This window comes from Cellulomonas sp. NPDC055163, from assembly GCF_053607065.1.
On sequence record NZ_JBSGSU010000001.1, the window covers coordinates 225,319 to 250,206 of the forward strand.

At 74.7% G+C, this 24,888-nt stretch carries 23 protein-coding genes; 9 read left to right on the forward strand and 14 right to left on the reverse strand.

Translation table 11 applies throughout. From position 1 onward, the window contains the following. Positions 1-5 precede the first annotated feature (5 nt). Both ACWFNE_RS01015 and ACWFNE_RS01020 read left to right on the forward strand, forming a co-directional pair. A complete protein-coding gene (locus tag ACWFNE_RS01015) occupies positions 6-1,253 on the forward strand; it encodes an RNA polymerase sigma factor (RefSeq protein ID WP_452120594.1) in 1,248 nt (415 codons plus the stop codon). A gap of 181 nt (positions 1,254-1,434) precedes the next feature. Next, the gene (locus ACWFNE_RS01020) at positions 1,435-2,544 is read left to right on the forward strand and encodes an N-acetyltransferase family protein (protein ID WP_452120595.1); all 1,110 of its coding nucleotides are present in this window, start codon (positions 1,435-1,437) and stop codon (positions 2,542-2,544) included. Positions 2,545-2,585: 41 nt separating this feature from the next. Here the strand turns inward: ACWFNE_RS01020 and ACWFNE_RS01025 are convergent, their stop codons facing one another. The 7 genes from ACWFNE_RS01025 to ACWFNE_RS01055 all read right to left on the reverse strand — a co-directional run bounded on the left by ACWFNE_RS01025 (position 2,586) and on the right by ACWFNE_RS01055 (position 10,309). Next, entirely contained in the window at positions 2,586-3,368 is a 783-nt protein-coding gene (locus tag ACWFNE_RS01025) for a hypothetical protein (RefSeq protein ID WP_452120596.1), read from the reverse strand. Continuing rightward, positions 3,337-4,368, reverse strand: a complete 1,032-nt coding sequence (locus ACWFNE_RS01030) for a type IV toxin-antitoxin system AbiEi family antitoxin (protein ID WP_452120597.1) — start codon at positions 4,366-4,368, stop codon at positions 3,337-3,339. The genes ACWFNE_RS01025 and ACWFNE_RS01030 overlap by 32 nt, the downstream gene beginning before the upstream one ends. An 83-nt stretch (positions 4,369-4,451) precedes the next feature. Beyond that, a complete protein-coding gene (locus tag ACWFNE_RS01035) occupies positions 4,452-5,207 on the reverse strand; it encodes a hypothetical protein (protein ID WP_452120598.1) in 756 nt (251 codons plus the stop codon). Positions 5,208-5,327: 120 nt separating this feature from the next. Next, positions 5,328-6,383: an ABC transporter ATP-binding protein gene (locus ACWFNE_RS01040; protein ID WP_452120599.1), complete on the reverse strand. Its 1,056-nt coding sequence runs from the start codon at positions 6,381-6,383 to the stop codon at positions 5,328-5,330. Then, positions 6,380-8,110, reverse strand: coding sequence for an ABC transporter permease (locus ACWFNE_RS01045; RefSeq protein ID WP_452120600.1), 1,731 nt, complete (start codon positions 8,108-8,110; stop codon positions 6,380-6,382). Before ACWFNE_RS01045 ends, ACWFNE_RS01040 begins: the two co-directional genes overlap by 4 nt. Then, complete coding sequence (locus ACWFNE_RS01050) at positions 8,110-9,204, reverse strand: thiamine ABC transporter substrate-binding protein (protein WP_452120601.1); 1,095 nt, start codon at positions 9,202-9,204, stop codon at positions 8,110-8,112. Before ACWFNE_RS01050 ends, ACWFNE_RS01045 begins: the two co-directional genes overlap by 1 nt. A 211-nt stretch (positions 9,205-9,415) precedes the next feature. Next, positions 9,416-10,309, reverse strand: a complete 894-nt coding sequence (locus ACWFNE_RS01055) for a hypothetical protein (RefSeq protein ID WP_452120602.1) — start codon at positions 10,307-10,309, stop codon at positions 9,416-9,418. Between the two features lie 146 nt (positions 10,310-10,455). On the opposite strand from ACWFNE_RS01055, the gene ACWFNE_RS01060 reads away from it, so the two are divergent. After that, positions 10,456-10,782, forward strand: coding sequence for an ArsR/SmtB family transcription factor (locus ACWFNE_RS01060; RefSeq protein ID WP_452120603.1), 327 nt, complete (start codon positions 10,456-10,458; stop codon positions 10,780-10,782). Beyond that, the gene (locus ACWFNE_RS01065) at positions 10,779-11,327 is read left to right on the forward strand and encodes an SRPBCC family protein (protein ID WP_452120604.1); all 549 of its coding nucleotides are present in this window, start codon (positions 10,779-10,781) and stop codon (positions 11,325-11,327) included. The genes ACWFNE_RS01060 and ACWFNE_RS01065 overlap by 4 nt, the downstream gene beginning before the upstream one ends. Positions 11,328-11,456: 129 nt before the next feature. Here the strand turns inward: ACWFNE_RS01065 and ACWFNE_RS01070 are convergent, their stop codons facing one another. Continuing rightward, positions 11,457-13,856 (reverse strand): beta-xylosidase/alpha-l-arabinosidase, encoded by a 2,400-nt coding sequence (locus tag ACWFNE_RS01070; protein ID WP_452120605.1) that lies wholly within the window; start codon positions 13,854-13,856, stop codon positions 11,457-11,459. 282 nt (positions 13,857-14,138) lie between these two features. On the opposite strand from ACWFNE_RS01070, the gene ACWFNE_RS01075 reads away from it, so the two are divergent. From ACWFNE_RS01075 to ACWFNE_RS01085, 3 genes are all read left to right on the forward strand, one after another. After that, the gene (locus ACWFNE_RS01075; RefSeq protein ID WP_452120606.1) at positions 14,139-15,173 is read left to right on the forward strand and encodes a LacI family DNA-binding transcriptional regulator; all 1,035 of its coding nucleotides are present in this window, start codon (positions 14,139-14,141) and stop codon (positions 15,171-15,173) included. 178 nt (positions 15,174-15,351) lie between these two features. Then, entirely contained in the window at positions 15,352-15,636 is a 285-nt protein-coding gene (locus ACWFNE_RS01080; protein ID WP_452120607.1) for a DUF4235 domain-containing protein, read from the forward strand. A 19-nt stretch (positions 15,637-15,655) separates the two neighbouring features. Next, the gene (locus tag ACWFNE_RS01085; protein ID WP_452120608.1) at positions 15,656-16,096 is read left to right on the forward strand and encodes a hypothetical protein; all 441 of its coding nucleotides are present in this window, start codon (positions 15,656-15,658) and stop codon (positions 16,094-16,096) included. 125 nt (positions 16,097-16,221) lie between these two features. On the opposite strand, the gene mnhG is transcribed toward ACWFNE_RS01085, so the two are convergent. The 6 genes from mnhG to ACWFNE_RS01115 are packed head-to-tail and all read right to left on the reverse strand — an operon-like array spanning position 16,222 to position 22,996. Continuing rightward, entirely contained in the window at positions 16,222-16,725 is a 504-nt protein-coding gene (gene mnhG / locus ACWFNE_RS01090; RefSeq protein WP_452120609.1) for a monovalent cation/H(+) antiporter subunit G, read from the reverse strand. Beyond that, positions 16,722-17,096: a monovalent cation/H+ antiporter complex subunit F gene (locus ACWFNE_RS01095; protein ID WP_452120610.1), complete on the reverse strand. Its 375-nt coding sequence runs from the start codon at positions 17,094-17,096 to the stop codon at positions 16,722-16,724. Before ACWFNE_RS01095 ends, mnhG begins: the two co-directional genes overlap by 4 nt. Then, entirely contained in the window at positions 17,093-17,713 is a 621-nt protein-coding gene (locus tag ACWFNE_RS01100; RefSeq protein ID WP_452120611.1) for a Na+/H+ antiporter subunit E, read from the reverse strand. Before ACWFNE_RS01100 ends, ACWFNE_RS01095 begins: the two co-directional genes overlap by 4 nt. Then, a complete protein-coding gene (locus ACWFNE_RS01105) occupies positions 17,710-19,368 on the reverse strand; it encodes a Na+/H+ antiporter subunit D (RefSeq protein ID WP_452120612.1) in 1,659 nt (552 codons plus the stop codon). The genes ACWFNE_RS01100 and ACWFNE_RS01105 overlap by 4 nt, the downstream gene beginning before the upstream one ends. After that, entirely contained in the window at positions 19,365-19,871 is a 507-nt protein-coding gene (locus tag ACWFNE_RS01110) for a Na(+)/H(+) antiporter subunit C (RefSeq protein ID WP_412869730.1), read from the reverse strand. Before ACWFNE_RS01110 ends, ACWFNE_RS01105 begins: the two co-directional genes overlap by 4 nt. Next, positions 19,871-22,996 carry a Na+/H+ antiporter subunit A gene (locus ACWFNE_RS01115; RefSeq protein ID WP_452120613.1) on the reverse strand — a complete coding sequence of 1,042 codons (3,126 nt, stop codon included), beginning with the start codon at positions 22,994-22,996 and terminating at the stop codon, positions 19,871-19,873. The genes ACWFNE_RS01110 and ACWFNE_RS01115 overlap by 1 nt, the downstream gene beginning before the upstream one ends. Before the next feature lie 238 nt (positions 22,997-23,234). Here ACWFNE_RS01115 and ACWFNE_RS01120 point away from each other — a divergent pair, with 238 nt between their 5' ends. Beyond that, on the forward strand, positions 23,235-24,026 hold the full coding sequence (locus tag ACWFNE_RS01120) for a phosphotransferase (RefSeq protein ID WP_452120614.1): 792 nt from the start codon (positions 23,235-23,237) through the stop codon (positions 24,024-24,026). 65 nt (positions 24,027-24,091) lie between these two features. After that, entirely contained in the window at positions 24,092-24,856 is a 765-nt protein-coding gene (locus ACWFNE_RS01125; RefSeq protein WP_452120615.1) for a phosphotransferase, read from the forward strand. Positions 24,857-24,888: the final 32 nt, after the last annotated feature.

Genomic DNA, 24,888 nt, shown 5'->3' on the forward strand with positions numbered 1-24,888 from the left:
CCGCGGTGACCGACCGCGACGCGGCGGACGCCGTCGACCGCGCGTGGCGCGCGCACTGGTCGCCCGTCCTCGGGCTGCTCATCGGGCAGTTCGCGCGGCCCGACCTCGCGGAGGACGCGCTCGCCGACGCGTTCGTCGCCGCGGCGCGGCGCTGGCCCGCCGACGGGGTGCCGTCGTCCCCCGGGGCCTGGCTGCTCACCGCGGCCCGGCGGCGGGTCCTCGACCGGCTCCGCGCGGAGGCCGTGCACCGGCGCAAGGAACCGCTCATGGTGGTGGACGAGCGCACCCGCGCGCTCGCCGCCGAGACGACCGACCCGGGGGCGCACGTGGGCGACGACCGCCTGCGGCTCGTGTTCGCGTGCTGCCACCCGGCGCTGGCTCCCGAGGCCCGTGTCGCGTTGACGCTGCGCTTCGTCGCCGGGCTCCCGACCGCCGAGATCGCCCGGCTGCTGCTGGTCCAGGAGCCCACGATGGCGGCCCGGCTCACGCGCGCGAAGAAGCGGCTCGCCGCGTCGGGCATCCCGTTCGCCACGCCGCCTCCCGAGCGGCTCGACGAGCGCCTCGACGTCGTCGCGACCGTGCTCTACCTCGTGTTCACGGCCGCGTACCACCCGACGGACGAGCCGGACCCGCTGCGGACCGCGCTCGGTGACGAGGCGATCCGGCTCGTGCGGGTGCTCGACGGGCTCCTGCCCGGCCGCCCGGTGGTGCGCGCGCTGCTCGCGCTCCTGCTGCTCCAGCACTCGCGCCGCGACGCCCGTCTCGACGACGCGGGCGCGCTCGTCCTGCTCCCGGACCAGGACCGGGGCCGGTGGCACGCCGACGAGATCGCCGAGGGCCTCGCGGTGCTGCGCAGCGTCCCCCCGGGTACCGGTCAGGCCGAGGAGTACCGCCTCCAGGCGCTCGTCGCCGCCGAGCACGCGACCGCACCCGCCGCGGACGCGACCCGGTGGGCCGTCGTGGCCGACCTGTACGGACGCCTCGAGGTCCTCACCGGGTCCCCCGTCGTCCGCCTCGCGCGCGCCGTCGCGGTCGCCGAGGCCGACGGCCCCGAGGCGGGGCTGACGCTGCTCGACGGGCTCGACGCCGCGCTGCCGACCCACCACCGCGTGCCGTCGGTCCGCGCGGAGCTCCTCGCCCGCGCCGGCCGCCCGGCCGAGGCCGCCACGTCGTTCCGTGCGGCGCTCGCGCTCGTGCACAACCCGGTCGAGCGCCGCCACCTGGAGAACCGCCTCGCCGCGACCGAGCCGTGACGCGGGGGCGGGGGCGTCGCCGACGGCCCGGGCCGCCCGCGGTGGCCGGGGGGGTCACGGGCGGCCGCCGGGGCGTGGCCGCCCGCGCACGGTGCCCTCGTGGACGCCCGGACGGGCAGGCCTGACCGGACCGTCCGCAATTGCGTGGACCCCGGCGGAGCGCTGGTGGTTCCCTGGCGGGATGAGCGACTGGAGCATCCGCGAGGTCCCCGTCCCGGCCTCCCTCGACGCACCGGAGGCGTGGCTGCTGCACGGGTCGGTCGACGCCGAGCACGAGTCCCTGCGCGACGCGTGGGGCACCCTCGACCACGCGCGCAGCCCGCACGAGGTCCTCACGTCGCTGCGTCACCAGCAGTACGTCCGCCGCATGCGCCTCGTCGCGGTGACGGGCGACGACACCGACCCGGGCGACCCGGCACGCGTGCTCGGCACCGCGGCGCTCTACCTGCCGCTCGCCGACAACCTCCACCTCGGCATCGTCTTCGTGTCGGTGCGCCCCGGCTCCCGCGGCCGCGGGATCGGCTCGGCGCTGTACGACGCGGTCGTCGAGCTCGCGACCGCCGCGGGCCGCACGACCCTCCAGGTGTCGACGGACCAGCGGTCCGAGCCCGACGCAGGGCCCGGCACGCTCGTGCCGTCGACCGGAACCGGCCGCGTCCGCGCCGACGACGCCGGGGTCCGGTTCGCGGTCGCCCACGGGTTCGCGCTCGAGCAGGTCGCCCGCTACTCGGTGCTCGACGTGCCCGTCGACCCGGCCTTCCTCGCGGAGCACCGCGCCGCGGCGCAGGCGGCGGCCGGCGACGAGTACCGCGTCGTCACGTGGGGAGCCCGCTGCCCCGACGAGTGGGTCGACGAGTTCGCCGTCCTCAACACGCGGATGAGCACCGACGCCCCGGCGGGCGGGCTCGACCTCGAGGAGGACGCGTGGGACGCCGAGCGCATCCGCGTCTACGAGCAGGACTTCGCCGAGCGCGGCATGGAGTTCCGCGTCGTCGCCGCCGAGCACGTGCCGACGCACACGCTCGCCGCGTACACCTCGTTCGGGTCGTCGGGCTGGAACCGGGAGTACGTCAACCAGGAGGACACGCTCGTGCTCAAGGAGCACCGCGGGCGACGCCTGGGGATGCTCGTCAAGACCGCGAACCTCGAGCGCCTCGCCGTCGAGCAGCCGGAGGCACGGCGCATCGGCACGTGGAACGCCGAGGAGAACTCGTTCATGCTCTCGATCAACGTCGCGCTCGGGTTCCGCCCCGCCGGCGGCTCGGGCGAGTGGCAGACGAAGCTCGGCTGACCCGACGCCGGAGCTGCGGGGGCCGTGACGTCGACCGTCGCTCACCCGTCTTCGGAGAGTCCGTCGAACACAGCCCGGAGCATGGAGACGCGGTCGACGACCGTCCGGGGCATGTGGCTTGCGAGCAGCTCGATGCTGGCTTCGGGGAAGGCTTCTGTGAGCTGCACGGCTCCGACGCCCATCAGGACGCCCATCTCGGCACCGAGCCGGTTCGCGCCTGCGAGACCGACATCGAACTCGTAGCGTTCGAGTCGTTCGGTCGCCGACAGATACAGCCTGTCGAGGAGCGCTCCCTGGTTCTGCCAATCCAGAATCTCGGCCAGATCGCTCGCGTCGCGGCGAGTGGTGTGCTTTCGGTCGGTCCACGCGACCATCTTCAGCACGGTGAGCCCGGCCACGGTGGGCACATCCACGGTGACTCCGCCCGGGAGCAGCGCCTTGGTCCTCGACCGGTACGCCTCGTGCATGCCGAGCACGTTCATCTTGTGCTGGTTCGGCCACATCAGCGTCCGATCAGCCGACTCGACACCGCCGCACGGAACTACGTCGACCTCGACCCCAAGGACGTCGAACTTATGGCCGGCGTCACCGATCGGCTGAAGTCCCGACGTGAAATCGTCGAACGCCTCCCAGCCGTCCACCACCAGCGCAATATCAACGTCTGCCGTGGCCCTGACGCCACGGAGCCCGAGACTGCTGGCGAGTCTATTTCGAGCAGTCGCACCAACAACCATCACATGGGCGCGCAGATCAGACACGAGCTCCCGAAGCACGCGGGCAGCGACCCCGAGCTCAGGATCCGTCGATCGCGACAAATCGATCACTATTTTTCCTGATCCTTTCTGCATGCTCGATCTGACGAGGGTCACCCGATGCCATGAGATCCGCGTAGATCAGCAGTTCCGGTACGAGGCCGCCGGCATTGTCGAGCGACGGCGCTCGCCAGAACTTGCGCCGCAGGAACACGTCGCCGTCGGTTTCGTCGCGATGCAGGCGCGCCTCGACCAGGAGACGAGTCGGAATCTCCTCCGAATAAAGCGTCGCCGTCGCGGGTCTCAGGTACGGATCCAGCATGCTGGCAGCGAGTTCGCCGCCCAGAAGGACCCCGTGCTCTTCGAAGTTTCTCACCGCGCGCCACCACTGCTGAGCAGGTGCGGCAAATCGTCCGTGCTCGAGCTTCGCGCTCAGTCTCGTGGCATATTGTTCAACCCATCTGGACGCGAGCTCGCTCCCACGGCCCAGCCGTCGTCGCCTTCCATCTCCGTAGAGGTAGCCAGACTTCTCCAGGGCGTCGATCACCTTGTGTGCCGTGCCTAATGAAGTCATGCTTGCCGCCGCGACGTCGCGAAGGGGAGCCGACTGCAGTTGCGGCCATGAGAGGAGCGCGAACACTACCTGCAACCCTGAGCGGGAAAATATTCTCGACTGATCGGGAACATGCAGCTTCGGGTTGGGCCTGGCCGAGCGCACCGTTTCGGGCCGGAATCCGCGAAAGTGGATCATCAGTCGATCCCAATCGAAGTTCATGTTCCCCGCACCGTCCACATAGTCGGCGCCTCGGCGTCGCAGCGTCTCGGCCTGCACATCGCTGACATATCGAGCAACCAGCAGGGCGTTCTGGGGGGGCAAGGGCAGCACGGAAGCGCCAGTATCAGTCAGTTCGTCTTCGACGACCGCGAGGTAGGTCTTCGATCCTCGGCGTCCTGCGTCGAAAGTCAGCCGCACGTCATAATCGTCTTGCGCCTCGCCGAGGTCCATAGCGCTGAGCACGATGTCGTGCGAACGGACTACGTCGAGGATTCGATTCAATAAGTCAGTGTTCATTTTTTTCCGTGTTCATCCGCAGTGAACATGCATCTACAGTGAACATACCAGCGCGACGCGGCCCTCAAGCCAGTACACGGCACTCACGCCCGGCGCGCGCCCCACCACGTCGACCAGCGGCGCTCGACCTCCGCGAGGAGCGCGTCGTCGGCCCCGTACAGCGAGAGCGTCGCCGTGACGAGGCCGTGCGGCGGGCGGCTCGCGGCGGGTGTCTCCTCGATGACGAGCAGCGCCTCGGTGAGCCCGTGGAGCTGGATCCCGACCTGGAACTCGGTGCGGTGCCACAGCGTCCCGCCGAGCGGCGACCCGTCGGGCCGGCGCGCCTCGACGTGACCCCCGAGCGGGATGCCCCGCACCCCGTGCAGCCCGGCACGGTCGAGCAGCCGGTCCTGCGGGCCGCCCGCGTCGAGCTCCTCGGCGCGCAGCGTGCGGCGGTCCTCGCCTGGGTGGCGCTCGAGCGCGAACCGCAGCTGCTGGGCGAACGCGATCCAGCCCTCGTCCATCTCGTCGCGCACGCCGTCGAACCGGTGCAGCCCGTCGTGCTGCCGGGCGATCGTCAGGTGGCTGCGCCCCTCGTCGACGGGTGTGACGGTGATGAGGTCGCCGTGCTTCCACGTGAGGCTGCGGACCGGCTGGGCGGGCTCGTCGACGGCGCTCGTCTCGGCGGCGCGCGCCTCGTCCACGAAGATCTGCTGGATCTCGGCATCGAGCCCGTCGTAGTCCCAGCCGAACCAGCGGCGGATCTTCGCGGGCTCGCGCAGGTGCTCCCAGACGGCGGCCGCGTCGGCCGCGATGTCGAGGGACACGATCTGGCGGTGCTCCAGGCGCAGGGTCGTCATCACGCACTCCTCGTCGAGTCGGCGGGCTCCTCCGACCGTAGCGCGGGCCGCCCACCGGCGCACCGACCGGACCGGCGGGGCCGCCGGACCGGGCAGGTCGGGCCGCGGGACCGGGCCGTCTCAGCGGGTGAGGACCGCGACGCCGTCCGGGTCGACAGCGAGCTCCAGCACCGTCCCCGGGTCCGCGGCCGAGCCGGCGGGGGCGAGCACGGTGACCCGGCCGAGGTCCGGGACGTCGACGGCGTACTCGGCGCGCCCGCGCCGGAAGGCGACACCGGCGACCGTCCCGGTGACGGTCCCGTCGGCACCGCGCGGCGCGACGACCAGGGCACCCTCGACGAGCGCCGCGAGGTCGGGCGCCCACGTCGACGGGTCCGCCGGGCCGCGCCCGACCGCCGTGAGCGCCGCCCGAACCGGCGCTGCAGCCGGGTCGTCGAGCGCGACGAACGCCTCGTAGCCGAGGAACTCGGCGACCCGCCGGCTCGTGGGCCGGCGCCAGAGCTCGGCGGGCGGGGCGACCTGGAGCAGCCGGCCCGCGTCCATCACGGCCACGCGGTCCGCGACGGCGAACGCCTCGTCGTGGTCGTGGGTCACGAGGAGCGCGGTCGTGCCGGTCGCGGTCAGGGCGGCGCGCAGGTCGTCGGCGAGGCGCTCGCGCAGCGCGCGGTCGAGCGCCGAGAGCGGCTCGTCGAGCAGCAGCAGCCGGGGCCGCGGGGCCAGCGCGCGGGCCAGCGCGACGCGCTGCTGCTCGCCGCCCGAGAGGGTCGGCACGGCCCGCCGCTCGTAGCCCGCGAGCCCGACGACGGCCAGCAGCTCGCGCACGCGGGCGTCGCGCTCGTCGCGGGGCGCCCGGGCCATCCGCAGGCCGAACTCGACGTTCCCGCCGACGTCGCGGTGCGGGAAGAGCTGGCCGTCCTGGAACATCAGCCCGAACCCGCGCCGGTGCACGGGCACGCCCGCGAGGTCGGCGCCGCCCCAGGCGACCGTCCCCGCCGCGGCGGGCTCGAGCCCGGCGACCGCGCGCAGCAGCGAGGACTTGCCGCAGCCCGACGGCCCGAGCAGCGCGACGACCTCCCCGGGCGCCACGGCGAGCGTCACGCCGTCGACCGCGACGGTGCCCCGGTCGCCGGCGCCGTAGCGCACCACGAGCCCGTCGACGCGCAGCCCGCCGCTCACAGCTCGCCTCCCCGGACCGACCCGCGCAGCCGCTCCGCGAGCGCCATGATCCCCGCGGTGAGCAGCGCGAGCAGCACGGACGCGGCGAGCGCCATGCCGTAGTTCTGCTCCCCGGGCCGCCCGATGAGCCGGTAGACGACGACGGGCAGCGTCGGTCGGTCGGGGCGGGCGAGGAACGACGTCGCCCCGAACTCGCCGAGCGACACGGCGAACGCGAAGCCGACCGCGAGGCCGAGCGGGCGCGCGGCGATGGGCAGGTCGACGGCGCGCAGGACCCGGCCCGGTCCGGCGCCGAGCGTCGTGGCGGCCTCGCGCAGCCGCGGGTCGATCGCCCGCAGCACGGGCAGCACGGTCCGCACGACGAGCGGCACGGCGACGACGGCCTGGGCGACGGGCACGAGCAGCCCGCTCGTGCGCAGGTCCACGGGCAGCCCGAGGGGCCGGTCGAGCGTGAGCAGGAACCCGAAGCCGACGGTCACGGCGGAGACGCCGAGCGGGAGCATGAACAACGCGTCGAGCACCGAGACGGTCCGCCGGGCGGCGCGGGCGCGCGGGCGGCGGGACACGACGAGCGCGACGAGCCCGCCGACGACGAGCGCGATCACCGTCGCGTCGGTCGCGGTGCGCAGCGACGTCAGCGCCGCGTCCCACACGGTGACGCTGAGCGGGCTCCCGCCGCCCGTGGAGTCCCCGGTCGTGCCCAGCGCGACGTAGTTGCCGAGCCCCCACCCGGTGGGCGTGCGCAGCGAGCGCACGACGAGCGTCACGAGCGGCAGCGCGAGCCCCGCCAGCACGAGCGCGGTCACGGCAGCGGCCGCGGTGTCGACGCCGTGCCCGCGCCCGAGCCGCAGCGGGTGCGCCGAGGCGGCGGTCGCGGTCAGGTGCAGCGCGCGCTCCTGGCGCCGGCGGGCCCGGGCGGCGAGCGTGAGGGCCGCCGCGACGACGACGAGCTGGACCACCGAGAGCACGGACGCGGCGCGCAGGTCGAGGAACTGCGTGGTCTGCACCCAGATCTCGGTCTCGATCGTCCCGTAGCGCAGGCCGCCGAGCACGAGGACGGTCCCGAACGCCGTCGAGCAGAACAGGAACACGAGCGATGCCGCGGAGGCGATCGCGGGCCCGAGCGCGGGCAGCGTGACCTCGACGAACGCCCGCACCGGCGACGCACCGAGCGCGCGGGCGGCCTGCTCGGCGCGCGGGTCGAGGTGCTCCCAGAGACCCCCGACGGTCCGCACGACGACGGTGTAGTTGAAGAACACGAGCGCCGCGACGATCGCCGCGAACGTGCCGTCGAGGTGCAGCGCCCCGAGCGGCCCGCCCTCGGCGAGCACCGCGCGGAACGCGACCCCGACGACGACCGTCGGCAGCACGAACGGCACGCTGACGAACGCCCGCAGCGCCCCGCGCCCGGGGAACCGGCACCGGAACAGCACGTACGCGCCGGGGATGCCGAGCAGCACCGCGAGCACCGTCGCGACGCCGGCCTGCGCGAGCGTGAGCCCGAGGATCCGCCACGTCCGCGGGCGGGAGAACACGTCGGCGAACCCGCCGAGGTCGAGCGCGCCGCCGGCGACGAAACCGCGGGCGACCAGCGTCGCGACCGGCCACGCGAAGAAGACGGCGAGGAACGCGAGCGGCAGCCCGGCCGCGAGCACCCACAGCGCCGCGGACCCGGCGGGCAGCCGGCTCCGTCGCGTGCGGGGGTGGTCGCGGCCGGGGAGGAGCATCAGCCGATCACGACGTCCGTCCACTCGGCGATCCACGTCTCGCGGTTCGCCTCGATGTCCTTCGGGTGGATCGGCGCGGGGTCGGTGGCGAGCGGCGCCCACCTCTGCCACTCCTCGGGCAGGTCGACCGCGGAGCTCACCGGGTACATGTACATCGACCCGGGGATGTCGGCCTGGACGGCGTCGGAGAGCAGGAAGTCGAGCAGGCGCTGGGCCCCCTCGACGTTCTCGGCGCCGGCGAGCACCCCGGCGTACTCGACCTGGCGGGTGCACGTCTCGAGCAGCGCACCCGTCGTCGGCTCGTCGGCGCCCGCGGGGACGGTCGACGGCGGCGACGACGCGTAGGACAGGACGACCGGGCGCGGGCCCTTGCCGTCGGCCCCGGAGAAGTCGGTGTAGTACGCGTCGGACCAGCCCTCGGCGACCTTGACGCCGTTGGCCCGCAGCCTCGCCCAGTAGTCGAGGTACTGCTCGGTCCCGAACCGGGCGGCGGTCCCGACGAGGAACGCCAGCCCGGGCGACGACGTCGCCGGGTTGGTCACCACGAGGAGGTCCTTGTACTCGGGCTTCGTGAGGTCCTCGAGGGTCACGGGCTCGGGCACGCCCCGCTCGGCGAACCAGGCATGGTCGACGTTGAGGCACACGTCCCCGAAGTCGACCGCGGTGAGCAGGCCCTCGTCGTCGTCGGGCACGGCGTGCTGCGCGGCGTCGGCGCCGGCCGGTGCGCCGGTGCTGTACGGCTGGAGCACGCCCTCGTCGATCGCGCGGGACGCGAACGTGGTGTCGATGCCGTAGACGAGGTCCCCCAGCGGGTTGTCCTTGGTCAGCACGAGCTGGTTGACGAGCGCGCCGCCGTCGCCGGGCGCGACCTGCTTCACGGTGAGCCCGGTCTCCTCCTCGAACTGCGCGAGGATCCCGTCGCTGAGGGCGAACGAGTCGTGCGTGACGAGCGTGACGGTCCCGCCGGACGCGTCCGTCGCGTCACCGGTGGCACCGTCGGACCCGTCGCCCGCACCGATCGCCGAGCAGCCGGCGAGTGCGAGGACGGTGAGCGCTCCGGCGGCGAGCCGGGTGCGCGGGGTGGTGCGTGCCATGCGTGGTGCTCCTCCTCATGGGATGCAGGAGGGGGTCGTCGCCGGGCCGGCGCGGTGCAGCTGCCCGGGGGCGGCCGTGCGGCACGGCGACGGCGAGGACTGAGAAGCCCGACTCCCTACGCCGGTGCGAGCCGGATCAGGTTCGAGGGTCTGCGGCGGACCGCACTCTCAGCGCCGGGACCCGGGCCGCCCGGGGGCCGGTGGTGTCCGGTCACGGGCGGGTGGGCCGAGGCGCTCCCCTGTCGTTCGACGCGACCCTAACACCGAGTCTCACGGCGACCACGGTGACCGTGACGGACACCGGGAAGCCGAGCCAGCTCCACGCGGCCGGCACGTGCTCGCCCGCCACCACGACGCCCGAGACCGTGGCCGCGACGACCAGGACGGCGGCGACCGCAGCGGGGTCGACGGCGCGCCGGTGGTCCCCGCGCCGCCGGGCTCGCGCCGCGTGCACGGCGCGGAGGCCGGCGACGCCTGCGGCCACGACGGCGAGGAGCGCGGCGGTCGCCAGCCCGTCCGGGAGCGCGTCGTCGGCGAGGTGGCGCACGTCCTCCTCGAGCATCGCGCGGGTCGGGTCGTCGGGGTCGTACAGCACGACCATCGTGGCGGCGTCCTCGTCCGCCCGGTCGGTCCGCGAGCCGACGGCGTTCGCGACGACCGTCTCGCCGCCCGCCTCGAACGTCACGCCGAGCCGGCCGCCCGGCTCCTCGGCGGGCCGCACCGCGACGCGCTGGACCTGCGCGGGGACGCCCGTCGCGGCCAGGTCGCGGGCGACGGCGCGCGCGCCGAGGTCGCCGGCCGTGAGGACGAGCACGGTGAGGCAGAGCCCGAGCGCGGTGAGCCCGACGGTCGCTCCGGCGCGGTCCCACCACAGGGTGCGCCGCTCGGCGCGCGAGAGCGGCCGCCAGTCCACGTCGTCGTGGCGTCGCGGCTCGTCCGGCCAGTCGAGGGCGACGGGCGACGCGGGCGCGTCGGTCCCGGGCGGGACGCCGGGCACGTCCGGCGAGCCGGGCGAGCCGTGCGCGTCGCGTGCGGCCGGGGCGGTCGGGGCGGCGGGTGCGTGAGGGCCGCCGTCGAGCTCGGGTGCGGGCGGCAGGGACGTCACGTGTCACGTTGTACCGCATGCCCGAGGCCCACCGGTCGGCGTGTGGGCGAGGTCACGCCCGCCCGCCGCGGGCACCCGTGCCGACGTCACCCAGAACCAGGGACGGGCGTTGACGGCGCGCATCCGTCAGTCGTAACTTACCGTTCGTGACCACTTACGGAGGTGTGCTCGACGCGCTCGCCGATCCCACGCGGCGCAGCGTGTTCGAGCTCGTCGCCGAGCGGCCGCACGCCGTCGGCGAGCTCGCGGCCCGCCTTCCCGTGAGCCGTCCCGCCGTCTCGCAGCACCTGCGCGTGCTCAAGGACGCCGGCCTCGTCACCGACACCGCCGTCGGGACCCAGCGCGTGTACCGGCTGGACACCCGCGGCCTCGCGGCGCTGCGCGCGTACCTGGACCGGTTCTGGGACGACCAGCTCGCCGCCTTCGCCCGTGCCGTCGAGCACGACCCCGCCGCACCCGAGGAGTCACCATGAGCACCGAGGAGCAGGTCAGCGCCACAACGAGCACCACCACCACCAGCACCGCCGGACCGAGCAGCACCGCCGGCAGCACGGCACCGATCGTCCGCACCCTGACCGTGGCTGCACCGCTCGAGCGCGCGTTCGACGTCTTCACCGCGGGCATGGCGCGCTGGTGGAAGGCGGAGTACCACCTGGGCGAGCAGCCCCTCGTCGACGTGGTCGTCGAGCCGCGCGCGGGCGGGCGCTGGTACGAGCGCGACGCCGCCGGCACCGAGTGCGAGTGGGGCCACGTCGTCGCGTGGGAGCCGCCCGGGCGCGTCGTCCTCGCCTGGCAGGTCGGGGCCGACTGGGCGTTCGACGCCTCGCTCGTCACCGAGATCGAGGTCCGGTTCACCGCCGAGGCGGCGGCCGACGGGTCCGCCGCGACGCGCGTCGACCTCGAGCACCGCGGTCTCGAGGCCTACGGGGAGCAGGCGGCGGAGATGCGCGCGTCGCTCGGGGCGTCCGACGGCTGGGCCGGGCTGCTCGACGGGTTCGCGGCCGCGATCACCGGCTGACGGCGACGGGCGTCCATCTCGCCGGCGCTCGGCGCACAGCACGGAGGACGCCGCGCGCCTCGGACGCGCGGCGGCCCGGGACCTCCGAGCGGGGTCCCGGGCCGGCGTGGACGTCGTGCTCGCGAGGGCTCAGACCTCGCCGAACGCCACCGTCGCGTGCAGCTCGCGCGTGTGGTCGACGGCGCGCTCGGCGCCCGTCAGCGTCACGGTGGCGGTCAGGCGGGTGTCGGCGCTCGACGCCCCGAGCCGGACCTCGAGCTCGCCGGGCTCGACGACCCGGCGCCCGTCGCGCCCGGTGTACGCCGCGACGTCGGCGGGCACGCGCACGTGCACGCGCGTCTCCTCGCCCGCGCCGAGCACCACGCGCCCGTACCCGACGAGGCGCTGGACCGGGCGCACGACCGTGGCGACCGGGTCGTGCAGGTAGACCTGGACCACCTCGGTGCCCGTCCGCCCGCCGTCGTTGCGCAGCGTGAACGCGAGGGTCGCGGCGCCGTCGGTCGGGACGTCCGGGCAGGCGAGCTCGACGTCGGACCACGCGAACGACGTGTAGGTCAGGCCGTGGCCGAACGCGAACGCCGCGGTCGGGTCGAGGTTCGAGACCCCGTTCTGGCGGCCGAGCGGCGGCGCGAGGTAGGTCGTCGGCTGCAGGTGCTCCGAGGCCGGGACGCTCAGCGGGAGCCGGCCCTGCGGCTCGACGGCGCCGGAGATCACCCGCGCGATCGCGGGCGTGCCCTCCTCGCCGGCGAAGAACGCCTGCACGATCCCCGCGGCGGAGCCGGTCGCGGCGCCCAGCGCGTAGGGGCGACCCGAGAGCACCACGACGACGACGGGGGTGCCCGTCGCGAGCAGCGCGTCGACGAGGTCCTGCTGCACGCCGGGCAGCCGCAGCGTCTCGGCGTCGCAGCCCTCGCCGCTCGTGCCCCGCCCGAACAGCCCCGCGCGGTCGCCGACCGCCACGACGACGACGTCCGACGCCGTCGCGAGCGCGACTGCCTCGTCGAGGCCCGACACGTCGCCGGAGTCGATGTCGCACCCGCGCGCGACCGACACCTCGGCGCCGGTCAGCTCGGCGCGCAGCGACTCCGCGAGGGTCGGCAGCGCGATGCCGTGCGGGAGCTCGGGGTGGTGGGTGCCGACGTGCGCCGGGAACGAGTAGCAGCCGAGCACGGCCATCGGGTCCTCGGCGGTCGGGCCGACGAGGGCGACCTTCCGGACGCCCGGCCCGAGCGGGAGCGTGCCGTCGTTGCGGAGCAGCACGACGGCCTCCTCGGCGAGCGCGCGGGCGATCTCCCGGTTCCCCTCGGGGTCGAGGTCGACCGTGCCGCGGAGCGCCTCGGTGTCGGTGAGGTCGCGCCCGCGCAGCACCTCGGGGACCGGGTCCCAGTCGGCGTCGAGCAGCCCGAGCTCGATCTTCTGCGCGAGCACGCGGCGCAGCGCCCGGTCGACGAGCGCCTCGTCGACCTCGCCCTTCTCGAGCGCGGTCAGCAGCGGCTCGCCGAACGTCTTGACGGTCGGCAGCTCGACGTCGACGCCCGCCTCGAGCGCGAGCGCCGCGGAGTGCGCCCACGTGCCCGCGACGCCGTGCAGCAGCTTGAGGAACGCGACGCCGAAGTAGTCGGCGACGACGGTGCCAGTGAAGCCCCACGCGTCGCGCAGCAGCCGGGTGAGCAGCTCGGGGTCGGCGTGCGACGCGACGCCGTCGGTGTCGGTGTAGGCGGCCATGACGGAGCGGACGCCGCCCTCGCGCACGGCCATCTCGAACGGCGGGAGCACGACGTCGGCGCGCTCGCGGGCGCCCATCGACACGGGCGCGTGGTTGCGGCCTGCGCGCGACGCGGAGTACCCCGCGAAGTGCTTGAGCGTCGCGACGACCCCGGCGCGCTCGAGGCCCTGCACGTACGCGGTCGTGATCGTCCCGACGAGGTACGGGTCCTCGCCCACGGTCTCCTCGACCCGGCCCCAGCGGGCGTCGCGCACGACGTCGAGCACCGGCGCGAGGCCCTGGTGGATGCCGACGGAGCGCATGTCGCGCCCGATCGCGTCGGCCATGCGGCGCACGAGGTCGGGGTCGAACGTCGCGCCCCACGAGACGGGCACGGGGTACGCCGTGGCCCCCCACGCCGCGAAGCCCGCGAGGCACTCCTCGTGCGCGACGGCGGGGATCCCGAAGCGGTTCGACGAGCGGATGCGCTCCTGGGTGCGCAGCAGCGACAGCGCGCCGAGCGCCGGGTCGACCGGCGCCGTGCCGAACGGCCGGGTGAGCTGGCCGAGCCCGTCGGGCAGGAGCGCGTCGAGGTCGACGCCCTCCTCCATGTCGTGCTGGTGCGGCGCGACCTCGCCGCCCTCGGCGGACGCGCCGACCCACACGCCGACGAGCTGGGCGACCTTCTCGCGGGGCGTCATCTCGCGGACGAGCGCCTCCACACGGTCCTCGGTCGCCGCCGCCGCGTCGGCCCACACGGGCACCTCGGCGTGCGGCGGTGTGGCCGTGGACGTGCGGGTCCCGCTCTCGTGCTTCGTGTGCATGACGCTACTTTCCGCCGGCGCGCGGGGCTGTGCCCGGGCGCGACCGACCCCTGCGGAGCGAGCAGTTCGTGATCGACAGTACGACGCGAGAGCGTCGAACCGCTTCCGCATCACAGGGGAAGCAGCGGGAGATGCCCGGCGTCGGCCGTCGAACGTTTCGAGGCTCGCGCCGAAACTTGCCAGACCTTCCGGAGCGTAGTCAGCGCCCAGGAACAGCGTCAAGGATCCGTCCGCGCTCGAAAGTTCCCGTTCGCGGGGCGACCTGGCCGCTACCCTGGGCGCATGAGCATCGACGCCCGGGCCGACCGCGTGACCCTGGCGGCCGTCGCGGCCGAGGCCCGCGTCTCCATCTCGACCGTCTCGAAGGTCCTCAACGGCCGCGCCGACGTGTCCGAGGCCACCCGTGAACGCGTCGAGGGCCTGCTCGGGCGGCACGGCTACCGGCGCCGGACCAGCCCGTCGAGCGCCGCGCCCCTCATCGAGCTCGTCTTCCACGAGCTCGACACCATCTGGGCGATGGAGCTCATCCGCGGCGTCGAGGACGTCGCCCGCGAGAGCTCCGCGAGCGTCGTGCTCACCGAGAGCGGCACCCGCCACGCGCCCGGCCCCGAGTGGCTCGAGGGCGTGCTGCAGCGCCGCCCGCTCGGGGTCGTGCTCGTCTTCTCGACGCTCCCCGCCGCGGTCAAGGACCAGCTCCGCTCGCGCGCGATCCCGTTCGCCGTCGTCGACCCGGCCGGCGACCCCGACCCCGACGTCCCCTCGGTCGGCTCCGCGAACTGGTCGGGTGGCCTCGCGGCGACGCGCCACCTGCTCGAGCTCGGCCACCGGCGCATCGCGATGATCACCGGCCCCGAGGACATGATGTGCTCGCTCGCGCGCCTCGACGGCTACCGCTCCGCGATGAGCAACGCCGGCCACGGCGTCGACCCGACGCTCGTGCGCTTCGGCGACTTCCACGTCCAGGGCGGCCACGACATCGCGACGGAGCTGCTCGCGCTGCCCGCCGACCGCCGCCCGACCGCGATCTTCGCCGGCAGCGACCTGCAGGCGCTCGGCGTCCTCGAGGCCGCCCGGCGCCAGGGCCTGCGCGTGCCGGAGGACCTCTCCGTCGTCGGCTACGACGACGTGGCGGTCGCCCGCTGGTCCAGCCCCGCCCTCACGACCGTGCACCAGCCGCTCCGCAACATGGCCCAGGAGGCCGCGCGCCTCGTCCTGCGGGCGCGCGAGGGCGCCTCGGTGAGCACCCGCATGGACCTCGCGACGAGCCTCGTGGTCCGCAACAGCACCGCGCGCCTCGTCGACCCCGCGCACGCCTGACCGGCACCGCGACGGTGCCCGCCCGCACTCGCGCGGACGTGGGCGCCCGAGCCGTCGAGGTCCTGCGACGACGCCTGCGACGCCGCCCACCTGCGCGGACGCCTCCCCAGCGCAGGACGCGGGCACGCCCCCGCGTTAGCCTGGCAGCCACCCCCAGCCGCCCTCCAGGAGGACACCCGTGGCCACCAAGAAGACGAAGTCGACCGTCGCGACGATCACCGGCGGCGCGTCCGCGCTCGCCGCCACGTGGGTCGCGCACAAGGCGGTCAGCACGGCGTGGAAGGCCGTCGCCGGGCACGAGCCGCCGAGCGCCGACGACGAGGGCGACGCGCGCTTCGCCGAGGTCGCGATCGCGGCCGTCATCACCGGTGCGGTCGTGGCGCTCGTGCGGGTGCTCGCGACGCGCGGGACCGTGAAGTTCGCGAACCGGGTCGACGAGGGTCGCCTGTCGGTCCGCGGCTGAGCCGTGGCACGCTGTCGCCATGGCAGCCCTGAGTGAGCTCTTCGCCTCCGACCACGCGCGTGCCCTGGCGCACGCGACCGCGCTCGACGGCGGGTCCGACCCGCAGGACGCGCCGCGGCTCGAGCTGACCGCGATCTCGCCCCTCGACCTCGAGGTGCTCGGGGAGATCGCGTGCGACGTCGTGCACTTCGGCACCGGCGACCTCGAGTGCCAGGAGGTCGACCTGGACTACGACAACCTCGTCGAGCTGCCGCCGTTCCTGGTCGAGGTGATGCTCGAGCTCGCGACGCACGAGGACCCGGACGCGATCGGGGAGGTCGCCGAGCGCTGGGCGGCGACCGAGGAGCTCGCGACGACGCCCGAGAACGCGCTCTCGGTGCTCACGGACGTCCTGGCGCTCGTCCGGGTCGCGGACCGCGAGGACCTCAGCCTGTACCTCTGGACCGAGCCGATCGCCTGACCGCGCTGCGTGCGCGGCCGGGCCGCCGGCCGACCGTGCCGGCGGGCGAGTGGCCGCATGCCCTGGACGCGACTGGTCGGGCGGGTGGCTGCTCGCCCGACCAGTCGCCCTGGACGCGACCGGCGCTACTGCTCGGCGTCGCGCTCGCCCCGGTGCGGCTCCGTCGCGTACAGGTCCGGCTCGCCGCCGTGCGGCTCCCGGCTGCGCGGGTCCACGTTGTCCGGGACGGTCGCTGCGCTCAGCGCGCCCTGCGCGGCAGCGTCCCGCGACGCCGTCGCGTCGGCCTGGTCGCGCGTGAGCTCGTCGACCACGAGCAGGTCGGTGCGGACCTTGCCGGTGCGGTAGCCCGCGCGGCCGACCATGTGCGCGGCGACCGGCGCCGTGAGCATCTGGAACAGCACCACGAGGACGAGCGCCCACACCGCGCCGCCCGAGCGGAGCCGCAGCGCGAGGCCGACGAGGACGAGCACGAGCCCGAGGGTCTGCGGCTTGGTGCCGGCGTGCATCCGCGAGAGCAGGTCGGGGAAGCGCACGATCCCGACGCCGGCGGCGAACGCGAGGAACGCGCCTGCGAGCATGCACACGGACGCGACGACGTCCGCGACCGTGTCCCACGTCTGCGCGGTCATCGGGCCTCCCCCACGTCGCGCCGCTCTCCCCGGGTGTCGGCCTCCTCGAGCCGGCGCCGCTCGGCCTCCTCGGCCGCGATCTCCTCGCGCGTGCGCAGGCGGCCCTCCCCGGGCGGCTCGACCGAGGCGAACCGCGCGACGGTCACCGAGCCGACGAACGCGACGAGCGAGAGCACCACGAGGATCGGCACGATGTCGGTGCGGCGCTCGAGGCTCGCGTAGAGCGCACCGCCCGCGATCATGATCGTCAGCACGATGTCGAGCGCGACGGTCCGGTCCAGGATCGACGGTCCACGCTCGGCCCGGACGACCGCGAGGACCGCCCCGGTCGTGAGCAGCACCGCGCAGACCGCGACCACGACGTCGTTCATGCGCCCACCTCCGTGCTCGTCGTCCCGCCCGGTCCCGGAGCCCCACCGCCGCGCGCCCCGCCGCCACGCAGCCCTCCGCGCGGCGCCAGCCCCGCCTCCGCGAGCTCCGCGTCCGACGCGAGCGCGCGCAGCACGCGCTCCTCCTGGTCGAGGACGACCTGCCGCGCCGCCTCGATGCCGCCCGACTGCTCGACGTCGAGCACGTGCAGGTAGAGGACCCCGGTCACGCGGTGCGCCTCGACGACGAGCGAGCCGGGCACGAGCGAGCACAGCTCGGCGGTCATCGTCAGGTAGAGGTCCGAGTGGCTGCGCAGCTGCACACCGATGACCGCACCGCGGGGCGTGTACCGGGGCCGCAGCGCGATCAGGCTCACCTCGAACGACGCCCGGGCCAGGTCGAGCAGGAACCGCGTGACGAGGTGCGCGAGCCCGAGCGGGCGCAGCCGGCCGTGGAAGTCGATGGGCGTCATCCGCAGCCCGTGCGTCACGAGGTACCCGAGCAGCAGCCCGACGAGCAGGTTCGCGACCGAGAGGTCGCCCCAGAGCAGCACCCAGACGGCGGTGAGCCACAGCGTCGTGCCCCACTGGGCCCGCACCGACCAGCGCCCCGCGCTCACGGCTGCGCCCCCGTCGTCGTGCCCGCGTGTGCGTCCCCGCCCGACACCCCGCCGTCCCGCTCCGCGTCCCCGGACGGGTCCCCGGAGGCGTCACCGCCCCGCCCCGCCCCGCCGTCGTCCTCCGCGACCTCCGCGGACTCGCCCTGCCCGCGCTCGCCGTCGGGCAGCACCGACGCGATGTAGACCGAGCGGTCCTGGAGCGTCTGCGCGGCGCGCTCGGTGTAGCCGTAGAGCGGCCCGGCGGCCACGGTCAGCAGCAGCCCGAACGCGACGAGCGCGGCCGTCGGGCCGATCATGCCGAGCGGCAGGGCCGTGCGCGGCGGCTCGACGGGGGGCGTCTGCCAGAACGCCTTGTTCCACGCCTTGACCAGCGCGTACAGGGTCAGCAGCGACACGAGCACGCCGCCGACGACGAGCGTCAGCGCGAGCGGCGTGCCGACCGCGACGCCGGCCTGCAGGAGCCCGACCTTGCCGAGGAACCCGGACAGCGGCGGGATGCCGCCGAGGTTCATCGCCGGGATGAAGAACAGCAGCGCGAGGACCGGCGCGAACTTCGCGAGGCCTCCGAGCCGGTCGAGCGACGTCGAGCCGCCGTGCCGCTCGATCAGCCCGACGACGAGGAACAGCGCGGTCTGCACCGTGATGTGGTGCGCGACGTAGTAGATCGAGGCGCTCCACCCGGCCTGCGTCGCGAGCGCGATCCCGAAGATCATGTAGCCGATGTGGCTCACGAGCGTGAACGAGAGCAGACGTTTGATGTCGTCCTGCGCGACGGCGCCGAGGATGCCCACGACCATCGTCGCGAGCGCGGCCCACATCAGGACGTCGTCAGCGCGGCCCTCCGGGAAGAGCAGGGTCTGCGTGCGGATGATCGCGTACACGCCGACCTTGGTCAGGAGGCCCGCGAACACCGCGGTGACGGGCGCCGGGGCGGTCGGGTAGGAGTCCGGCAGCCACGCGGACAGCGGGAAGATCGCCGCCTTGATGCCGAACGCGAGCAGCAGCATGATCTGCAGCAGCAGCCGCACGCCCGGGTCGATCTCGGGGAGCCGGACCGCGAGCTGCGCGAGGTTGACGGTGCCGGTCGCGGCGTAGACGAGCGCGATCGCGATGAGGAACAGCACCGACGAGAGCAGCGCGACGACGACGTAGATGCTGCCCGCGCGGATCCGCTCGCCGGTCCCGCCGAGGGTCAGCAGCACGTAGCTCGCCGCGAGCAGGATCTCGAAGCCGACGTAGATGTTGAAGAGGTCGCCGGACAGGAACGCGTTCGCGACGCCCGCGGTCAGGATCAGGTACGTCGGGTGGTAGATCGAGACGGGGGCCGCCTCGTCGCCGTCGGCCTCGCCCTCTGCGAGCGAGTACAGCAGGACGCACAGCGTCACGGCGCTCGACACCGTGAGCATGAGCGCCGAGAGCCGATCCGCCACGAGGTCGATGCCGACGGGCGCGGCCCAGCCGCCCACGTCGATCACGAGCGGCCCGGAGTCGGCGAGCACGAGCAGCGCGACCGAGACCGCGAGCACGAGCGAGAGCACGACGACGCTGATCAGCCGCTGCGCGCGGGGCCGGCGGTACAGCGCGAGCGCGAGGCCCGCACCGAACAGCGGCAGGACGACGGGCAGCGGGACCAGCCAGGTCGGGTCGCCGGTCACGGGACCTCCACCGGGGTGGACCGCTCGGACGGTGCGTCGTCGGTCTCGTCGCGCGTCTCCGCGGCCTCCTCGTCGAGCGTCGAGCGGGTGTCCTCGGTGTCGGCGTCGGTCGTGGCGCGCTCGTCGCGTGCCGCGAGCCGGGCGATGCGGCGGTCCTCGACGTCGTCCTGGACCTCGTCGTGGCGGTGCAGCTGCCACGACCGGTACGCCATCGCGAGCAGGAACGCGGTCATGCCGAGCGTGATGACGATCGCGGTCAGCACCATCGCCTGCGGCAGCGGGTCGCTCATCTCGGACTCGTCCGCACCCCCGATGATCGGCGGCCGCCCGGCGGCGCCGCCCGCGACGAGGAACAGCAGGTTCGCGCCGTTGCCGATGAGGATCACGCCGATCAGCACGCGCGAGAGGCTCCGCTCGAGCAGCAGGTAGACGCCCACCGTGACGAGCGCCGCGATGACGACGACGAGCGTGACGTTCGGGCTCATGTCCGGGTTCAGGGGCATCAGCGGTGCACCTCCAGGTCGCCTTCCGCGGTACGGGCCAGGCCGTCGGTGTCGGCCGTGCCCTGCGCGCCCGGCCCGAACACGGAGCCGGCACCGTCGCGCGCGTGGTCCTCCGAGCCGCCGGTGTGCTCCCCGGCCTCGGCCTGGCGGTCGATCTCCGCACCGAGCGAGCGCAGGATGTCGAGCACGAGCCCGACGACGACGAGGTAGACCCCCACGTCGAAGAACAGGGACGTCACGAGGTGGATCGTGCCGAGGACGGGCACGTGGATGTCGATGATCCAGGACTGCAGCACCGACCCGCCCGCGAGCAGCGCGACGAGCCCCACGCCGGCGGACAGGAACAGCCCGCTGCCGAGCAGGAGACCGGGTTGCACCGGTGCCGCCTCGCCGAGCTCGTAGCGGCCGCCCGCGAGGTACCGCACCACGAGCGCGATGCCGGTCACGAGCCCCGCCGCGAAGCCGCCGCCGGGCGCGTTGTGCCCCGAGAACAACAGGTACGCCGAGTACACGATCATCGTGTGGAACAGCAAGCGCGTCGTGACCTCGAAGATCACCGAGCGGCGCCGCGGCGCGAGCGTCCGGCCGGCCCGGAGCCACTCCTTGGACCGCTCCCCCGTGCGCCGGACCGCGTGCGCGAACCCCGGGTAGGTGCCCGACGGCGTGGGCGGGAGCGGCGCGTGCACGGGCTGGCGGAGGGCCGCCGCGGGGTCGTGCCCGCCGATGGCCCACACCTGCCGGCCCTCGTTGGCCTCGTCGGCGCGGAAGATCGCGCCGCTGCGCTTCTGCAGGAACACGAGCGACGCGACGCCGGTCGCGGCGACGAGGAGCACCGAGATCTCGCCCATGGTGTCCCACGCGCGGACGTCGACGAGCGTCACGTTGACGATGTTCTTGCCACCGCCGAACTCGTACGCCTCGGCCGCGAACAGGTCGGAGACGGGCACGTGCACGCGGGCGCCCGGGACGACGAGCGCGAGCCCCCCGACGGTGAGCCCGGCGGCGAGGCCGATCACGAGGCGCACCCAGCGGCTGGCCGCGAGCGGGCGGTCCGAGAAGTACGCGGGCAGGCGGCGCAGCACGAGCACGAAGACGACGAGCGTCACGGTCTCGGTGAGCACCTGCGTCAGCGCGAGGTCGGGCGCGCCGTGCAGCAGGAACAGCCCCGCGACCCCGTACCCGCTGATGCCGAGCAGGATCACGGCCTTGAGCCGGCGGCGGGCGCGCGCGGTGAGGACCGCGGAGACCACGACGAGCGTGCCGAACAGCACCTGCGCGGGGTGGTCCCACGCGCGGACGTCGTCGGGCAGCGCAGCGACGGTCAGCATCGCGCCGCCCACGGCGACGACGAACACCAGCAGGATCCCGCCGAGGTACACGGGCAGCGAGCCGCGCTGGGTGAGCGCGGTGACGTCGGCCGCGAGGTCGTCGAGCTTGCGCATGAGGCGCCGGTACAGGTGGTCCGCCTCCGGCACCGGGGGCATCCGCGCCTGGAGCCGTTCGACCGGCTCGCGCAGCACGAACAGCGCCACCCCGGCGGCCACGACCCCCAGCGTCGTGAGGAGCGTCGGCGTGACGCCCGCCCACAGCACGAGGTGCCCGGGCTCGCCCGGGAACTGGTCGGCGTAGGGGGACAGCAGGTGCTCCCCGAGTCCCGGCAGGACCGCGGCGGCGAGCCCGAGGACCGCGAGCACGAGGGACGGGTAGACGAGGACGAGCGACGGGCGCGTGATCGTCGCGGGCACGGCGGGCTCGTGGCGGTCCGGCGGCGTCGGGCTGCCCGCGGGCGCGGTCCCGGCGTCGGGCACGGGCGGGTGGGCGACCGTGGACTTCGTCGCGAACGCACCCCAGAAGAACCGCAGCCCGTACGCGACCGTCAGGGCCGACCCGACGACGACCGCCCAGAAGACGACCTGGTCCGCGACCCCGCCGTCGTGGTGCGCGATCGCCTCGAGAGCGGCCTCCTTCGCGACGTACCCGGCGAACGGCGGCAGCCCGACCATCGACGCGGTCGCGAGCCCGCCCGCGAGCGCCGTCACGGGCAGCGCCCGCCCGACCCCGGAGAGCCGGCGCAGGTCGCGCGTGCCGGTCGCGGCGTCGACCACGCCGACGACGAGGAACAGGGCGGCCTTGAACATCGCGTGCGCGCCGAGCATGGCGAGCCCCGCGAGCGCCGTCGCGCGCGTCCCGAACCCGACGAGCACCACGAGCAGGCCGAGCTGGCTGACCGTGCCGAACGCGAGCACGAGCTTGAGGTCGTGCTGGCGCAGCGCGCGGTACCCGCCGAGGAGCAGGCTCCCGCAGCCGAGCGTCAGCACGACGACCTGCCACGCGGTCAGGTCGGCGTACGCGGGCGCGAAGCGGGCGATCAGGTAGATGCCGGCCTTGACCATCGCGGCGGCGTGCAGGTACGCGCTGACGGGCGTCGGCGCGGCCATCGCGGCGGGCAGCCAGAAGTGCAGCGGGATCATCGCCGACTTCGTCACGGCCCCGACCAGCAGGCACACGACGCCGACGGTCACGGCGGTGCCCTCCGGCGGGTCGGCCAGCACCGCGGAGAGGCGGTACGTGCCCGCGGCCTCGCCGAGCAGGATGACGCCGACGAGCATCGTCAGGCCGCCCGCGGTCGTGATGACGATCGCCTGCATGGCAGCGCGCCGGGACGCCTTGCGCTCGTTGTAGTGCCCGATGAGCAGGTACGAGAAGACGGTCGTGAGCTCCCAGAACACGAACACGAGCAGCAGGTCGTCGGCGATGACGAGCCCCAGCATCGCGCCCGCGAACGCGGTGAGCACCGCGCTGAACCGGCCGAGCCCGGTGGCCCGCGGGGAGAAGTACGCCGAGCAGTAGACCAGCACGAGCGCACCGACGCCGCCGACCAGCAGCGTCATGAGCCACCCGAGCGTGTCGAGCCGGAACGCGAGCTCGAGGCCGAGCTGCGGGATCCACGGGACCACCTCGACGGGCCCGTCCCCGGCCTGCACCGCTGCGGTCTGCGTGAGCGCCCACACCGCGGCCGACGCCGGCGCGAGAGCCAGCACCCAGAACGCCTTGCGACCCATCCACCGGACGAGCAGGGGCGCGACGAGGGCTGCGGCGAGATGGACAGCGAGCAGCAGCAGCACGTCCGGCTCCGTCCTGTTGAGGGGCGGGTGGTCGGTCGGTCCGGCACACCCGGCGACGTGCGCCGGGACCGGTGTGTGGTGTTGTCAGCGGATCGGTCGAGCACGCGCGCGGCACGGGGCCAGCAGCGGTGCGCTCACGGGTGGATGACGGAAGTCTACCAACTGGCCGGTGCGGGGCCTGCGGGAGATGCGTCCCCGCGACGTCCGAGGCCGGCCCGGTGGTGGCACGCTGGGCGCCGTGATCGCCTTCTTCCCGGTCGACGACGTCGCCGTCCCGCTGCCGGTCGCCGCGCTCGCGGGAGGCGACGCGGTCCGCGCGGTCTGGCGCAACGAGCTCGGCGGGCTGACGTTCGAGGTCACGGGCGAGCGCGAGCGGCGCTTCGTGAAGTGGCTGCCGGCGGGCGCGCCCGCCGACCTGTCGGCGGAGGCCGTCCGCCTCGCGTGGGCGGCACCGTTCACGCCGGTCCCGCGCGTGCTCGACGCCGGGGCCGACGCCGACGGCTCGTGGCTCGTGACCGCGGCGCTCGACGGGACCAGCGCCGTCGACCCCCGGTGGGCCGCCCGGCCCGAGGTCGCGGTCCGCGCGCTCGGCGCGGGGCTGCGCGCGCTGCACGACCGGCTCCCCGTCGCGGGCTGCCCGTTCGCGTGGGACGTGCGCGACCGCCTGACCCGCGCCCTGACCGGCGGCCGGGACGACCGCGCGACGTGGCACCCGGACCACGCCGACCTCACGCTCGCCGCGGCGGCGGCACGGCTCGCCGACGTCCCGCCCGTGGACCGGCTCGTGGTGTGCCACGGCGACGCGTGCGCCCCGAACACGCTGCTCGACGGGGACGGGCGGTTCGCCGCGCACGTCGACCTCGGGATGCTCGGCGTCGCGGACCGGTGGGCCGACCTCGCGATCGCGACCTGGAGCACGCACTGGAACTACGGTCCCGGGCTCGACGGCGTGCTGCTCGACGCGTACGGCGTCGACCCCGACCCCGAGCGCACGTCGTACTACCGGCTGCTGTGGGACCTCACGCCCTGATCCGGACCGGACCCGACCCGGGAAACGCGTCGACCCCGGCCCCCTCGGAGGCCTACCGTCCGCAGGTGAGCAGCCTCCCGCCCGTGTCCGACGAGCCACCCGGACCGCTGCTCGCCCGCGGCCGCGAGGCCACCGTGCACGAGCTCGGCCCGGGCCGCGTGCTGCGGCGGTACGACGACGCGCGCGACGTGACGACCGAGGTGACGGTCATGCGGCACGTGGCCCGGCACGGCGTCCGCGTCCCGCACGTGCACGGCGTGCACCTCGACGCGCGCGGGCGCCCGACCGGGATGGTGCTCGAGCGGCTCGACGGCCCGACGCTCGTCGAGGCGGCGCTCGTCGGTGAGGTCGAGCCCACGCAGGCCGGCCGGACCCTCGCGCGCCTGCACGCCGGGCTGCACCGCGTCCCCGTCGACGGCCTGCCCGCCGACCTGGGCCCGCCCGCGCGCGAGCCGGGCCACGTCGTCGTGCACCTCGACCTGCACCCCGCGAACGTGGTGCTCGTGGCCGGCGAGCCCGTGCTGATCGACTGGGCGATCGCGCGCACCGGCCCGGCGACCCTCGACACCGCGATGACCGCGCTGGCGATCGCGTGCGCGGTCGTCGACGGGATCCCGGCCGACGCGGGCGACGTCGCACGGCTCGACGTCCCGACGTGGTTCGTCACGACCGTGCTCGACGCCTACCTCACGGCGCTGCCCGAGCCGCCGACCCCGTCGCTCGACCGTGCGGCGGCGGTCCGGGAGTCGTTCGGTGCGCACGCCCCCGGGGTCGTGCGGGCGGGAACCGAGGTCGTCCGGCTCGCGCTCGACGCGATCGCCCGGCGCTGACGACGGCGGGTCGGCGCGCCCAGCGCCGGCCG